The sequence below is a fragment of the Stenotrophomonas sp. GW821-FHT09E08 genome (genome assembly GCF_059416125.1).
The window spans coordinates 36,051-51,130 of the sequence record NZ_JBWKOO010000020.1 but is presented as its reverse complement, the minus strand read 5'-3'; the positions used below and the strand labels follow the sequence as shown (position 1 = coordinate 51,130).

The following is a 15,080-nucleotide window of genomic DNA, read 5'->3' as shown; positions in this document are numbered from 1 at the left end:
GGCTGCGACTGCGTGTCGCAGCCCACCTGCCCCGTTGCATCGCTATCCTGCCCGCCCATGCGCGCTGCCTGCCTGCTCATCACCGTCGTCGTGGCCCTTGCGGCCACGGCCCGCCAGCGCCCGCCGTCAGCACCCGCCACACCCGAACAGGCGCGCCAGCAGGCCATGCAGCGCGCGTTTGAACTGTGTGCGGGTTGCCACACCGTACAACCCGGCGGCATCCATCGCTTCGGACCGAACCTGCATGGAGTGATCGGTCGCCGTGCCGGCAGCCTGCCCGGTTACGGCTACTCCGACGGCATGCGCCGCGCCGACATCACCTGGAGCGCGCAGACCCTGGATGCCTTCCTGCAGTCGCCCACCCACGTGGTGCCGGGTACGCGCATGTACAACGCCTTCCCCAGTGCCGAACGCCGTGCGCTGGTGATCGCCTACCTGCAGCAGCAGTCGCCTCAGTGAGCCAGGCGCTGCAGTTGCTGCTGCAGCCGCGCCACGAATTCCGCCACGCTTGCGAACACCGCCGCCGGATCGGTCTCGGCCGCATCCTGCAGGCGCTCCACCAGCGTATTGGCCTGCCCGGCCAGCACCGTCGCGCCTATTGCGCCCAGGCCACCGGCCTGCCGGTGCAGGTGCAGCGCGGCCGCCTCGCGATCTCCGGCCTGCAGCGCGCGCTGCACGGCGGCAAGATCGCCTTCGCTGGCCTGCAGCAGGCTGTCGCGCAGCTGGATCGCCACCGCGCGTGAGCCAAAGCGCTGCTGCAACGTGGACAGATCCGGCAGCGCCATGCCGTCGTCGGCAACCACCTCCGTCACCGGTTCGGCGAACGACTGGCCCTGTGCCTGCGGCAACCAACGCAGCAGCGCCGCGCGCAATGTGGCCAGTGACAACGGCTTGGCCAGCACTTCGTCCATGCCGGCCTCGCGGCAACGGCGCGCATCGTCGTCCAACACACTGGCGGTCAGCGCCAGCACGGTCAGGCGCGGCTGGCCATTGCGGCCCTCGCGCTCGCGCAGCAGCCGGGTGAAGCCGAAGCCATCGAGCACCGGCATCCGGCAATCGGTGATCACCAGGTCGAAGCTTTCCGACAACAGCCGATCCAGCCCCTGCTGGCCATCACCGACCATCACGTGCGGCACGCCCAGCTGCTGCAGGCGCCAGGCCATCATCGCCTGGTTGGTCGGGTGGTCCTCGATCACCAGCACCCGCGCCTGGCGCAGCGCCTGCGGCAGCAGCGAAGCCTGTTCCTGCTCAGCCACCAGCGCTTCGACATCACCGCTGCCGGCCTCCACCAGCGACAACCGCACTTCGGCACGAGTGCCTTCGCCCAGCGTGCTGTGCAGGGTCAGTTCGCCGTCCATCATCTGCACCAGGCGCTGGCTGATGCTCAGGCCAAGACCGGTGCCACCATGGTCGCGCTGGATGTAGGCACCGGCCTGGGTGAACGGCGCGAACAGATGCTGCAGCTGCTCCGGCGCGATGCCCATGCCGGTGTCGGTCACGCTCAGGCACAACGGCTGGCTGCCATCCTCCGCGGTAGGCCCCAGCACCTCCAGCTGCAGCCGCACTTCGCCGCGCGCCGTGAACTTGATGGCGTTGCTGAGCAGGTTGAACACGATCTGGCGCAGGCGCACGCCATCCACTTCGTGTGCCGGTGCCAGCTGTGGATCGATCTCCACCAGCAACGCCAACCCACGTGCACTGGCCTGCGCCGACAACAACCGGCACACGCTTTCCAGCAGCGGCCGCAGCGGTTGCGGCACCGGTTCCAGGCGCAGCGCACCGGCCTCCAGCCGCGAATAATCGAGGATGTCATCCAGGATCTGCCGCAGCATCTGCGCCGAATCCTCGATCACGCCGAGGATGCGCTGCTGCTCGGCATCCAGCGGCGAATGCGCCAGCACTTCCAGCATGCCCAGCACGCCACTCATAGGAGTACGGATCTCATGGCTCATCGTGGCCAGGAAACGTGACTTCGCTTCCGCCGCCTGCTCGGCCTCGGCTTTGGCCGCGGTCAGGGCCTCGGCCTGCGCACGTGCCTCGCTGACGTCCACCCAATAGCCACTCCAGGTCACCGCCCCTGCCTCTGCCGCATAGGGATGGGCCTGGCTGCGGACCCAGCGCGCGCCGCCCGCATCGGCACGCAGGCGGAACTCGAGGATCAATGGCGCGAACTGGCGTGCGGCCTGTTCGACCGCCTGCAGGATGCGTTCGCGATCCTCCTCCTCGATGCGTTCCAGCAGCAGTTTCGCGTCCTGCTCGGCCTGCTGCCGGGTAATGCCGAACAACGCCTGCAGGTCACCGGCAATGAACGGAAAACCGAGAGTGCCATCGGCATCGCGCCGTGCCTGGTAGACCACGGCGGGAAGGTTGTCGGTGACCTCGGCCAGGCGCTGCTCCAGATGACGCCGCCCGGCCACCTCGCGACGCAGGCGCCAGTACCCGATGCCATGTACCAGCAGCGCGGTCAGCAGCACCAGCAGCAGCGGCACCCCCCAGCGCAGCGCGTCCCTCCAGTCGATGCCATTGCGATACTCCACGGCCAGCCAGTCGCCCCGCAACGCCTCGCGCTTGCGCGGCGTCATCTGCAGCAGCAGGCGGTCGAAGGTGGTCGCCAGGGCGGCATGGCGGCGTTCCACGGCCAGCACCAGCTGGTCGTTGAAGCCCGCAGGGGCGGCCACCTGCAGGCGCCCCGGGAAGCTGCTGCGCAGCAGGTGATCGACCAGTGCCAGGTTGCCCACGTAGGCATCGGCTTCGCCAGCGGCAAGGCGCTGCAGTGCCTGCTCGGTACTGCGCGCGGCGATGATCCGCGCGCTGGGGGCCTGCTGCAGCACGTAGCCACGTATGCGCTCGGGATCGGACAGCAGTACGCGCTTGCCCTGCAGGTCCGACAGGCCCAGCAGCGCCGGGCTGTCGACGCGGCTGACGATCACGTTCGGTACGCTGATGAAGGGCTGGCTGAACACCCAGTCCGGGCCCAGATAGCGTGAATCGGCGGGAATGCCCATTACTGCCTGCAGCTCGCCGCGGCGCGCCTTCTCGCGCACCTCATACCAGTCGTGGCTGTTCTCCGGCTGAAGATTGGCACCGGCCTGCAGCAGCCGTCGCAGATACTCGCCGGCCAGGCCACTGGGCTTGCCTTCCTTGTCGGCGAACGACAACGGCGCCGCGTTCGGCGCGAAGCCGATCTTCAGCGGCTGCTCCAGCACCCGCTTCTCGGCCTGGCTCAGCGCCAGCCGTGCCGATGCCGACCGCTGCGGCAACGGCAGCCAGCGCTGCACCAACGCGTCGCGCTGGGCCTGGCTGGTCGCGGCTAGGGCCAGGTCCAGTGCTTCGGCCAGCGGCTGCTTGCTGTTGGGAACGCCGAAGTGCAGGCGCGCGGGAGGCAGGTCACTGGGCCGCAGCAGCACCACACCCTGCAGACGCTGGCTGGCGATCAGCTCGGTGGCGACATAGGCATTGCCGATATAGACATCGGCTTTGTCGTCTCTGACCATCTGCAGCGCCGCAATCGAGCTGTTTGCGACAAGCTGCCGGGCGCGCGGGAAACGCGCGCGTACCTGCGGGCCAGTCAGGAAATCCTGCTCGATCACTACCCGCAGCCCATCCAGGTCGGGATTGTCGGAGGCACGCAGGTCGCCCGGGCGTCCGACCAGGGCCAGCGGCGCCTCGCCATAGGCGGCGGTGTAGACCATGCAGCGGGTACGGTCGGCACTGAGACCGACATTCATCACCACGTCGATTTCGCCACGGCACGCCGCGTCCAGCACGGAAGTCCAATCTGGATAACGACGGGCTTCGACCTTCACACCCAGCTGACGGGCAAGAAGCGACAGATAATCCGGCCCCAGCCCGATCTGCCGACCATCACGGAGGGACTCGAACGGCGGCCAGCCGCTGTCATACTGGCCCACGACGATGCTTGGATGCGCGGCCAGGTACTCGCGCTGCAGGGGAGTGAGCGGCAGCGGTCCTGGCACGGCCTGTGCCGGTGCGGCAGGCAGCACCAGCACGGCCAGCAGCAGGACCAGCCCGCGAACAGCCCAGCTACGCATCGGCGTCGATCTCCTAGAATCCTGCCAGGAACCGCGATGGTCGCGGTCCAGCGTGCCCGGTGGCCATACTAGAGCATGAGCTTGCGCATCATCATCGCAGACGACCACCCGGTGGTCCGTATCGGTACCCGCGCCGTCATCGAGTCGAGCGGGGTGGGCCGCGTGGTCGGCGAGGCGGACAGCGCGCAGACGCTGATGACCCTGCTGGGCAGCCAGCCCTGTGACCTGCTGGTCACCGACTACTCCATGCCGGGCAGCCCACAGGCCGACGGCTTCGCCATGATCGGCATGATCCGCCGCCGCCATCCCGACCTGCCGGTACTCATGCTCAGCGTCTCCAACAACCTGGCGATCCTGCGCATGGTGCTCGACAGCGGTGTGCTCGGCCTGGTCGACAAGAGCTCGTCGATGGACGAACTGCCGCAGGCCATCCAGGCGGTCTATCGCGGCCAGCCCTATATCAGCCGCAGCCTGCGCGAGCGGGTCGAGGCGGCGGGCAGCTGGCACATGCGCGAAGGCGACGGCAAGCCACTGTCGCCGCGCGAGGTGGAGGTGCTGCGGCTGCTTGGCACTGGCATGACGGTGAAGGAGATCTCGCTGCAGCTGCACAAGAGCGTCAGCACCATCAGCCGGCAGAAGGGTGACGCCATGCTCAAACTGGGTCTGAAGGGCGACGCCGAGCTGTTCGACTACCTGCGCGATGGCAATATCTGAGATGCCGTTCACATAAGAGGGCGCGGCGTGCTGCCCTCTTTGATGCGTCGCGATTCTGTGCAAAGATTGCCGGGCATGGGTTCTCAATGCGAGGTCGAAGGAATCGACCGGCTCATGTCCTCGCTCCTGTCCCCGGTGGATGGGGTGCGGTTTCCTGCCGGCCGTCTGGCCCGGCAACGCTGACCATGGAGAGGCGCATGCATCACCCCCCAAAACCACGTTGGACCCTGCCATCGCCGCCCCTGCGCGCATTCGCGGTGTGCCTGCTCGTCTCTCTTTCCGCTGCCGCCTGCAGCGCCGCCGACCCGGCCCCCTCGTCCTCCCAGCCCGGCGCGCACGCGCAGGCTGCCAATGCGCCCCGACAGGATGTTGCCCCGATGCAGAACACTTCCCCCGATACCGCCGTCACCCCGCCAGATGCGCCGACCGTGATGTATTTCACCTACCAGCAGGACGGCGATGGCGCGACCTCCTATGAGGTCCAGAACGGCAGCGTGGCGACCTTCTGGTTCGGCCATCAGTTCACGCTCGACGGCACCACCTACTACACCGGTTTCTCGTGGGATACCCGCGAGCACTACGGCAAGCCCGGCGAGCAGCAACCGGCCGGCCCGGATGACCGCGCCAACCTGGCCGAGGCCACCTTCGTGCTGGCCGGCGGCGATGCGAAGAAGCCGTGGAAGTTCCGTGGCCAGGAATGGACCATCGGCGCGCTCGGCGCCTACGACAAGGCCGACGACATCGACACCCGGCGCAAGCCGCTCGAACATCGCACGGCCGATGGCCGCCTGCTGCTGGCGATGCCGACCAGCAGTTTCGACCGCGGCATCAGCGGCAGCGGCTATGCCCTGCTGCTGTTCAACCCGAAGCGCAGCGAAGACGACGTGGACAGCAAGGTCTGGCGCTATGTCGGTTCGGTACGCACCGGCGAAGACAACAGCGCCGCCTGCGACGACGGCAACGTGATGCCGTGCACCGACAGCGATGGCGAACTGGCCTTCATTGCCGACGGCAACGGCCTGCCGCAGCTGACCGTGAGCTTCAAGGGCACCACCATCGATAGCCCGGGCAAGACCCGCGCACTGGGTGTCGGCGACGCCGTGCACTACCGCTTCGACAGCGTGACCCAGAAGTACCTGGCGCGCTGATTCCCACCCGCACACGCGGGTTACCTGTTGACCGACATGTTCTTGACTCACGGATGAGTCCGGTTGGCGATTCGCGGCTTCCGCCCCTCCATCAACCCCGAGGAAAACGTCATGGCACAGCATGACTACAGCAGAAAGGAAGTCCTGGACATCGTCGAGCAGGTCGCCAGGCAGAAGGGCATCCCCGTGGATGACTTCATGCGCTTCGCGCATATCGAGACCGGCGGCAGCTTCAACGAGCGCGCACACAACACCTCGTCCGGTGCCAAGGGCCTGTTCCAGTTCGTGCCCGGTTCCGCGCGCCAGTACCACCTGACCGGCCACGAGTTCGATCCGACCCGCAACACCGAAGCGGCCGCACAGATGTACCAGGACAACCTGGACTCGATGGCGCGCCGCAACGAGCGCACCGGCAATCCCTACCTGTCCGGGGGCAACACGCCCACCGGCCTGGACCTGTACCTGGCCCACCAGCAGGGCAGCGCCGGCTATGGCTCGGTACAGACCGCCATTGCCACCGGCACCTTCGGCGTGGTCCGCAACAGCCACGGCGAAGAAATCAACATGCGCCGCAACGTACTCAACCAGATCGGCTCCGACGCGAAGGCGCTGACCGGCCACACCCTGGCCGAGATGCGCGGCATGAACGATGGCGACCTGGCGCGGACGTTCTCCAGCTACTACATCCACAAGTACGCGGCGATCAGCATTCCGGAAAAGAACATCGAACCGCAGGCGGTGGCGCAGGGCCAGGGCCAGACCCCGGCAGCGCCTGCACAGGCCAGCGCAGCCGTGGCGGCTGGTGCAGCCACGCTGGCGGCAACCGCAACGGCGGCTGCCACGCCGAGGCCGGGCATTGAACTGCAGGCCGCCTACGAGGCCGGCGTGAAGTACGACGATGTCAGGTACGCCATCAACATTCCGGGCCACGCGCTGTACGTACCGGGCAAGACCGGCAAGAACGTCGAGCAGGGTTATATCGACTGTTCCGGCTGGGTCGGCACGCTGCAGAACCGGACCATGGACGAGATCAACCAGAAGGCCGGGCACGCGGTGTTCGGCAAGGCTGATCGCATCGACCTGGGCAACCTCGGTTCCGGCGGCATCGTGCGCAAGGCGTTCGACCAGTCCGGCGTGCTGCTTGACCGCGACGCGATCCTCAAGCCCGATGCGTTGAAGGAAGGCATGATCATCGGCCTGGATACGGCCAAGACCCGCCACGAGCACTGGAACGGCATCGACCACATCGTGATGGTGGTGCGCGATCCCAACACCGACAAGCTGCTGATCAGCCAGTCCACCGGCAGCAAGGGCGTGCACACCATGCCGGTCGAGGACTACCTGAAGCAGGTGAAGGACCATCCGAACTGGAAGCTGTACGCCTCCGACCCGCTGTCCAGGGCCCGCGATCTGCTGGAGAACCGCACCCAGTCGCACGAGCAGACCCAGGGCAGGCCCGCGGCCGAGCACAAGGCAGCTGCCACGCCGCACGCCGAACTGTACAAGCAGGGCGCGCACAGCGAGGGCGTGCGCAAGGTACAGGAACAGCTGGGCCACCTCGGCTATGCCGGGGCCGATGGCAAGCCGCTGGTCGAAGACGGTCGCTACGGCCGCAACACCGACGCGGCGGTGCGCCAGCTGCAGAAGGACAACGGCCTGGTCGCCGACGGCATTGTCGGGGTAAAGACGCTGGAAGCGATCAAGGACGCCCGCGAGCGCCCGCTGCTGAACGACGAACGGCACCCGCGCAATCCGCTGTTCATCCAGGCCAGCAAGGGCCTGGAACTGATGCCGGCCGGCACCTTCAAGGACCGCCACGCGCTGGAAAGCGCCGCCGCGGCACTGACCAAGGAGGCGCATGCCGCCGGCCTGCAGCGCATCGATTCGGTGGTACCCAGTCCGAACGGTGAGCGCTTGTTCGCCGTGCAGGGCACCATCGGCGACCCGGCCGCCATTCGCGCGGCGGTGGACACCCGTACGGCCAGCGAGCAGAGCCTGGCACTCAGCAGCGGTGCCGTGCAGGGCGCCCCGAACGTGCTGCACCAGCAGCAGGATGCCCAGCAGGAGCAGGCCCGGCAGGCCCAGAAGGCGATGGGCGTCTAAGCCCGCGGCGCCTTGGGAGAGAAGGGAGGGCCACGTCCGCGTGGCCTTTTCCCTTTCTGCCAGCTGAGCGGCCGAGGCCGCTTTCAGCCTTGCTTCATGCCGCCTGCCGCTAGATGAATGCGCAAGCCGCACGGTGGACCAGGCAATGTTCCGGCAATGTTGGAACGCCAGCGTGGACATCACGGCAGCCGGGGCGCCCCGCGCCCTCCCTGCCCAGCGTGGCATGCACCTCACAGGAGAACGAACATGCTCAGTACTTCCGCACTCAGCTTCCGTGGTCTGGCGATGGCTCTGGCACTGGTGGCCGGTGTGGCCGTGGTCAGCGATGCCAGCGCGATGTCGAGGAAGGACAAGCGCACCCTGGTCGGCGCCGTGGTCGGTGGCGTGGCCGGTAACCTGCTCTCCAACGGTGATCCCGCTGCCACTGTCGGCGGTGCCGTGGCCGGCGGCGCGATCGGCAACCTGACCACCTCCGACCGCCGCGACCGTCGTTACTACGACAATCGCCGTTACGACGACCGCTACGATCGCCGTTACGACCGTGGCTACTACCGCAGCGGCTACTACGACCGCGGTGACGACCGTCGCTGGCAGCGCGAGCGCTACTACGACAACCGTTACTACCACGACCGCGGCCGCCATCGCGGCTGGTAACCCGGCGCGGCGGTACCGCCGATGACCATGTGACGACGGGCGGGTCGATGACCCGCCCGTTTGCGTTGCGGGCGGCCATGGCGTTGAATGCGCAGCCTTGGATGTGATTTTCCCCCTTTGGGGCTGCGGCATGACTTCTTCTTCCCACCGGGTGCAGGGCCTCAACAACGACGAGGTCGCTGCCGACTGGCCGCCGATCAGCACCGCAGACCTCGCGTGGCTGCGCCAGCGCTTTCCGCAGCTGGATGCGGGCAGCCAGCCGCACTGGCACAGTCCTCGGCCGTTGTCGGCCGCCGCCATCGTCAATGGCACGCGCGGACCGGTGTTCATCAAGCGCCACCACCACAGCGTGCGCAGCGCCGCCTGCCTGGAAGAAGAACACCACTTCATCGTCCATCTCGCTGCCGCCGGCGTACCGGTGGTGCAGGTGCTTGCGGCAGCCGATGGCCACACCGCAGTCGAGCACGGCGAATGGACCTTCGAGCTGCATGCCGTGGGCGTGGGCGAGGACCTGTACCGCGATGCCGTGTCGTGGTCGTTGCTGACCGATGTCGCGCAGGCCCGCGAAGCCGGCCGCATGCTGGCCCGGCTGCACTGTGCCGCCGCCAGCTATCACGCGCCACAACGCAGTACCCATCTGCTGGTGGCGCGCGACGACCTGATCCGCGCCGACGATCCGATCGCCGCGATCAAAGCCGAACTGCCCACACGACCGGGTCTGGCCCGCTACCTCGCGCGCATTCCGTGGGAAACCCAGCTTCGCCGCGACGTGCTGCCGTGGCACGCCGGCCTGGCCCAGCGCCTGCGTGACGAACCGCGGCTGTGGGCGCACAACGACTGGCATGTTTCCAACCTGCTGTGGCGCGATGGGCAGGTCAGCACCGTGCTGGATTTCGGCCTGGCCTCGCCCACCAGCGCACTGTTCGACCTCGCCACCGCGATCGAGCGCAACGCGGTGGCCTGGCTGGAACTGGAGCGCGGCCTGGAGGCGGTGCGCATCGACATCGCACTGGCGTTGCTCGACGGCTACCGCGAGGTACAGCCACTGTCGGCAGCACGCGTGCAGCTGCTGGCCGACCTGCTGCCGATGGTGCATTTCGACTTCGCACTGTCCGAAGTGGAATACTTCGAAGGCATCACCGGCTCCACCGCAAACGCGGATGTGGCGTGGCAGCCGTTTATGCTGGGGCATCCGGCGTGGTTCCACAGCGCGCCGGGACAGGCACTGCTGCAGGCGTTGCACGCAGCGGCGTGACCCGGTTGGCGCACCGTGGGGGTCAGAGCCCTTTCCTGCGGAAAGGGCTCTGACCCCGCTGCCTGAAGGGCACCGGCTCGCAAATCCGTACCATTTGTAGTGAAATGGTCACCTGAAGCGGGGGTGCCTGGATCTGCCAGGCTGAGAGAGTCCCTTGGAACCTGATCCGGTTTGCACCGGCGTAGGGAGCTTTGAGCCGCAGCCACACCCCCGTCATGGGCCGGTGCACCTGCGCGCCGTCGCTTCGTCTCCCTTGTTGTCCGAAGACGAACCGAATGAACCGCTGCCTGCGCCCCACCCTGCTCTCCCTCGCCCTTTGCGCCGCGCTGCCGCTGCACGCCAGCGAAGCCGAGGCGTCCCCCGATGCGGCTGCCACCGGCGCCGAGCGTTCGCCGACCGAACTGGCGGCGGTGCGCGTGCAGGCCGGCAAGCCGAAGGCCGATACCTCACGCGTGAACGCCTTCGGTGGTGGTTCCTGGAAGGACACGCCGGCGTCGGTGAACGTGCTTGAGCGCGACTACCTCGACCGCCGCCAGGTGCGTTCGCTGTCCGAGCTGGCCAGCAACGATGCCTCGCTGGGTGATGCCTATGCGCCGGTGGGCTACTACCAGAACATCGCCATCCGCGGTTTCGCGCTGGACGCCGCCACCGGCTACCGCTTCAACGGCCTGTCCATCGCCGGCGAACAGCGCCTTGCGCTGGAGAACGTGCAGTCGGTGGAGATCCTCAAGGGTGAAGCCGGCTTGGCCGCAGGCGTGATGGCGCCCGGCGGCATCATCAATTACATCGGCAAGCGCCCGGCCGAAGTGCGCAGCGCCACGCTCGGCACCGATTCGGAAGGCTCGCGCTACGTCGCCGTCGATGTCGGCCACTGGATCACTCCGCGTTTCGGCCTGCGCCTGAATGCCGCATGGGACTCCAGCAATTCCTATGTCGAGCACGCCGATGGCCGTCGCAACTTCTATTCGCTGGCCGCCGACTGGCTGATCGGCGAACGCGGCAAGCTGGAAGTGGATGCCAACTACCAGACCAGTTCTCAGCGCTCGGTGTCCGGCTACCAGCTGCTGGGCGCGCGCGAGCTGCCACACGGCGTGGATCGCCAATTCCTGCTGGGCTACCAGCCGTGGCAGCGTCCGGTCGACATTGCCAGCACCAACATCACCGCGCTGCATACCTACGACTTCAACGATGCCTGGCAGTCGCGCGTCTCGGTCGGCCACAGCCGCTCGGTCATCGATGACAACGTCGCCTTCGCCTACGGTTGCTACTACGCCGCGCAGTGCGCCGATGGCAGTGTGCCGGGCAACTACTTCGCGCCCAATGGCGACTACGACGTCTACGACTACCGCAGCCCGGACGACACCCGCCGCAACCAGCAGGCCCGTGCCGAGCTGCGCGGCCGCTTGGAGACCGGCAGCGTCGGCCATGAGCTGACCATCGGTGCCGACTACTTCCGCCGCACCGTGGACAAGCGCCCGAGCGTCAACGAGTACGTCGGCACCAGCAACATCCACGATGCGCAGGTGCCGGTGTTCGAACCGTCGCCGAAGATGCCAGGGCCGTCCGCACGACGCCTGGACAGCCGCCAGACCGCGTTCTTCGCGCTGGACCGGATGAGCTTCGGTGATGACTGGCAGTGGCTGGCCGGCGGCCGCTTCGTGCGCCTGGACGAGCGTGCCTACGACAAGCGTGGTACCCCGCAGCGGCACAGCCGCCTGTCGCGTTTCCTGCCGCAGACCGCCGTGGTGTGGAAGGCCACCGACCAGCTCAATGCCTATGCCAGTTATGTGCGCGGCATCTCGCTGGGCCAGGAAGCGCCGTTCTGGACCAGCAACGCCGATACCTTCCTGCCATCGGTGCAGTCGCGGCAGCTGGAAGTGGGTGTGAAGTACATGCCGGTCGAGGCGCTGACCCTGGGCGCGGCGCTGTTCCGCATTTCGCAGCCGTACCAGTACGCCAAGCCGGACGGCAGCGATGTCGGCTACACCTTCGTCGAGGAAGGCAAGCAGACCCACACCGGCCTGGAGCTGACCGCCAATGGCCAGCTGACCGATGCGCTGCAGATCGTGGCCAGCGCTAGCGTGCTGCAGGCGCGCGCGCGCGACACCGGCACCCCGGCCTATGAAGGCCATCAGTTGGTGAACGTACCGAAGGTGCGCGCCAGCGTGCACGTGGCCTATGCGCTGCCGTTCGTACAGGGCCTGGACGTGACCGGCGGCTGGCGCTATGCCGGTGCCAATGTCGCCCGCGCCGACGGTGGGGTGCGCGCACCGGACTACTCGGTGTTCGATGCCGGCCTGCGCTTCCAGCATCGCCTGCACGAGCGTGCGGTGACCTGGAACCTGTCGGTGGACAACGTGTTCAACCGCTTCTACTGGCGCGATACCGGCAGCAGCGGCGGTGACTACTACCTGTTCCCCGGCGCACCGCGACAGGCCCGCCTGTCGGTGACGTTCGCGCTGTGAGCGGCCTGATGCTGGAGTGGGCCGCCGCGCTGTGCAGCATCCTCGGCGTCTGGCTGATGGCCAAGCGCCGGCTGGTGGCGTGGCCGGTGGGGCTGCTGTCGGTGATGCTGTATGGCCTGGTGTTCGCCGAGGCCAAGCTGTACTCGGACACCCTGCTGCAGGTCGCCTTCGGTGGCTTCCTGGTCTACGGCTGGCTCAACTGGCGGCAGCACGCCGCCGACGAGGGCAGCGTCCGCATCGTGCCACTGGCGCGCGGCAAGCTGCTGCGCGACCTGGCCATCGGCCTCTGCGGTGGCGTGGCGCTGGGTGCGGCCATGCACACCTTCACCGATGCCGCGCTGCCGTGGCTGGACGCGATGCTGACCGCGCTGAGCCTGGTCGGCCAGTGGTGGCAGGCACGCCGCCACGTGGCCTGCTGGTGGGTGTGGATCGCGGTGGACGTGGTGTACGTGGGTGCGTACCTGTTCAAGTCGCTGCATGTGACCGCGGCGCTGTACGTGTTCTTCCTCGGCCTGGCCGTGTTCGGGCTGCGCGCATGGAGCGCAGCTGCGCGTGAACCGCAGGTGGCAACGCAGTAGAGCCACGCCGTGCGTGGCCGGGGTTTACCGGTTGTCGCCAACCTTGGTTGGCGCACGCCTGCCGATCAAGGTCGGCATCTACCAGCCAGGCCCATCCACGCATGGCGTGGATCTACTGGGTAAGCAGCAGGCCCAGCCGCAGCGGCTGGCGCATGTCAGCCGGTGGGGCGGCCTGCAACGGCGCGGACTGCAATGTCGCGCGCAGGTCGGCGTCGATCTGGGCGTCGCGCAGGCTGCCGAATTCGAGTTTCGAAATGCGGCCATCCGCCGCGATCCACACGCTCACCGGCAACGGCGTCGGCGTATCCGGGTGTGCCTGCATCCATTCCAGCACGCGCTGCGCCCGCGGATCCTGCTCCTGCTGCAGGCGCTGCTGCAGCTGGCCGCCCACGGCGGCGGCATAGGCCATCCAGTGTGCGGGAGCCTCCTGCGCGGAAACGCTGGCACTTCCAAGTGCGAGCGCACCGAACAGCGCGGCCAACGGCCGCCACCAGCGGCGCGCGCCGGTCCTGTTTCCTGCCATGACCATCGCCAGCCTCCTGCGCTTCCATCCAACGTCTGATGGTCGGCGCGGTAGATGACAGGCAGATGGCGGGCGGTAATGGCCGGCGCGTAGACCGCAGGCCTGGCGCGATCAGTCGCCCAGGTCGGCCAGCACCTTGCGCGAGGGCGCGAAGAAGGTCACGCCGGTGGTGGCGTTGGAGAAGTCGAGGATGCGGTCGTGCAGGGGCGCAGGATTGCCGATGAACATGCGCTCGAGCATTTTCTCGATCACCCACAGGCGGCGCGTGTAGCCGATGAAGTAGGTGCCGTACTCGCCACGGCCCGGGTTCGCGAAGGGCATGTTGTCGCGCAGGATCTCGTGCTCGCCGTCGGCATCCTCGATGGTGCACAGCGTCTTGTGCGATTTCTGCGCATCGGCCGGCGCATCATCCAGCTCGATGTTGTCGTGCTTGGTGCGGCCGATGATCGCTTCCTGCGCTTCGGTCTTTTGTGCGCGCCAGGCATCGAGGTTGTGCAGGTACTTCTGCACCACCACGTAGCTGCCACCGGCGTGCTCCGGGTCTTCCTCGCCCACGATGGTGGCTTCCGGCAGCGACAGCCCTTCCGGGTTGGCGGTGCCATCGACGAAATCGAGCAGGTCGCGGCCATCGAAATAGCGGAAGCCGGCCACGTCATCGACCGTTTCCACCGCATCACCGAACGCCATCAGCAGGTTGCGCTCGAACGCCACGATCAGGTCCATGGTGCGCGCACGGATGTGGTACAGCAGGTCGCCCGGCGTGGACACCGCGGTGTGGGTCGCGCCCTTGATCTCGCGGAACGGCGCCAGCTCACGCGGCGGCGTGGTACCCACCAGCGGCTGCCACACGCGGTGGCCAATGGCCACGTTGCAGGTGAAGGTGCGCTCGATCTCGCGGATGGCGGTGTTCTTGATCAGGTCATCGGTGCTGGCCAGTACCTCGCGCGCCTTTGCGATCGATGCCTCGTCATCCTTCACCTTCAGCACCAGGAACGCCGCCGAATGGGTCAGTGGCGCGGTGATCTGCTGCGGCTCGTTGTCGAGCGTGTGGTTGACGGCGGTGATCGGTGCGGGCTGGGAGTTCACGACGGTTCCTGCTGGCTTGAGGCGGGCGCATCGCGTGTAGCGATGTGCGGGCGATCATAGCGGAACCACCTGACCGGGGACGGAGCGGTTCTCGTTCCGTCCACCGGCGAAGGTACGAAGACCTCAATCCACATCACTCCAGACCGCCAGCTCGTAGCCATCCAGATCGCGGAAGTGGAAGCGACGGCCACCGGGGAAGGCGAATACCGCCTGCACCACCTCGCCACCGGCAGCGACCACGCGCTGCTGCGCATCCGCCAGGTCCGCGCAGTAGAGAATGACCAGCGGACCACCGTGCGCACGCACCGGCGCGTCGGAAACGAAACCACCTTTCAGGCGACCATCGTCGAACTCGGTATAGGCGGGGCCGTAGTCGGTGAAGCACCACCCGAATACCTCGCCGTAGAAGCGTTTGCTGCGGGCGATGTCGGCGACGTTGAATTCGATGTTGTCGATGCGGCGTTCGGCACCGGGGGTGGCGTGGCTCATGGTGGACTCCGTG

12 protein-coding genes and 1 riboswitch are annotated in these 15,080 nt (G+C 67.4%); of the genes, 8 read left to right on the top strand and 4 right to left on the bottom strand.

Annotated elements, in window-relative coordinates; genetic code table 11:
* Window positions 1-57 precede the first annotated feature (57 nt).
* Window positions 58-459: a c-type cytochrome gene (locus AC07M7_RS19425; RefSeq protein ID WP_495208083.1), complete on the top strand. Its 402-nt coding sequence runs from the start codon at window positions 58-60 to the stop codon at window positions 457-459.
* Here the strand turns inward: AC07M7_RS19425 and AC07M7_RS19420 are convergent.
* Window positions 453-4,052: an ATP-binding protein gene (locus tag AC07M7_RS19420; RefSeq protein ID WP_495208082.1), complete on the bottom strand. Its 3,600-nt coding sequence runs from the start codon at window positions 4,050-4,052 to the stop codon at window positions 453-455. The genes AC07M7_RS19425 and AC07M7_RS19420 overlap by 7 nt on opposite strands.
* Before the next feature lie 75 nt (window positions 4,053-4,127).
* Here AC07M7_RS19420 and AC07M7_RS19415 point away from each other — a divergent pair, with 75 nt between their 5' ends.
* From AC07M7_RS19415 to pnuC, 7 genes are all read left to right on the top strand, one after another.
* A complete protein-coding gene (locus AC07M7_RS19415) occupies window positions 4,128-4,766 on the top strand; it encodes a response regulator (RefSeq protein WP_495208081.1) in 639 nt (212 codons plus the stop codon).
* A 377-nt stretch (window positions 4,767-5,143) separates the two neighbouring features.
* Window positions 5,144-5,914: a hypothetical protein gene (locus AC07M7_RS19410; RefSeq protein WP_495208080.1), complete on the top strand. Its 771-nt coding sequence runs from the start codon at window positions 5,144-5,146 to the stop codon at window positions 5,912-5,914.
* A 111-nt stretch (window positions 5,915-6,025) separates the two neighbouring features.
* Window positions 6,026-8,017 carry an XVIPCD domain-containing protein gene (locus AC07M7_RS19405; protein WP_495208079.1) on the top strand — a complete coding sequence of 664 codons (1,992 nt, stop codon included), beginning with the start codon at window positions 6,026-6,028 and terminating at the stop codon, window positions 8,015-8,017.
* Between the two features lie 246 nt (window positions 8,018-8,263).
* Window positions 8,264-8,671, top strand: coding sequence for a glycine zipper 2TM domain-containing protein (locus AC07M7_RS19400; RefSeq protein ID WP_005411889.1), 408 nt, complete (start codon window positions 8,264-8,266; stop codon window positions 8,669-8,671).
* Between the two features lie 130 nt (window positions 8,672-8,801).
* Window positions 8,802-9,926, top strand: coding sequence for a phosphotransferase enzyme family protein (locus tag AC07M7_RS19395; protein WP_253078129.1), 1,125 nt, complete (start codon window positions 8,802-8,804; stop codon window positions 9,924-9,926).
* 109 nt (window positions 9,927-10,035) lie between these two features.
* A riboswitch (TPP riboswitch) is annotated at window positions 10,036-10,131 on the top strand.
* A gap of 70 nt (window positions 10,132-10,201) precedes the next feature.
* On the top strand, window positions 10,202-12,391 hold the full coding sequence (locus AC07M7_RS19390) for a TonB-dependent siderophore receptor (protein ID WP_495208078.1): 2,190 nt from the start codon (window positions 10,202-10,204) through the stop codon (window positions 12,389-12,391).
* Window positions 12,392-12,399: 8 nt separating this feature from the next.
* Window positions 12,400-12,969: a nicotinamide riboside transporter PnuC gene (gene pnuC, locus AC07M7_RS19385; protein ID WP_046985388.1), complete on the top strand. Its 570-nt coding sequence runs from the start codon at window positions 12,400-12,402 to the stop codon at window positions 12,967-12,969.
* A 112-nt stretch (window positions 12,970-13,081) separates the two neighbouring features.
* Here pnuC and AC07M7_RS19380 read toward each other — a convergent pair whose 3' ends face one another.
* The 3 genes from AC07M7_RS19380 to AC07M7_RS19370 form a co-directional block, all read right to left on the bottom strand.
* Window positions 13,082-13,498 carry a hypothetical protein gene (locus AC07M7_RS19380; RefSeq protein WP_495208077.1) on the bottom strand — a complete coding sequence of 139 codons (417 nt, stop codon included), beginning with the start codon at window positions 13,496-13,498 and terminating at the stop codon, window positions 13,082-13,084.
* A 105-nt stretch (window positions 13,499-13,603) separates the two neighbouring features.
* Window positions 13,604-14,578, bottom strand: a complete 975-nt coding sequence (locus tag AC07M7_RS19375; RefSeq protein ID WP_495208076.1) for a Dyp-type peroxidase — start codon at window positions 14,576-14,578, stop codon at window positions 13,604-13,606.
* Between the two features lie 123 nt (window positions 14,579-14,701).
* A complete protein-coding gene (locus AC07M7_RS19370; protein WP_253078125.1) occupies window positions 14,702-15,067 on the bottom strand; it encodes a VOC family protein in 366 nt (121 codons plus the stop codon).
* Window positions 15,068-15,080: the final 13 nt, after the last annotated feature.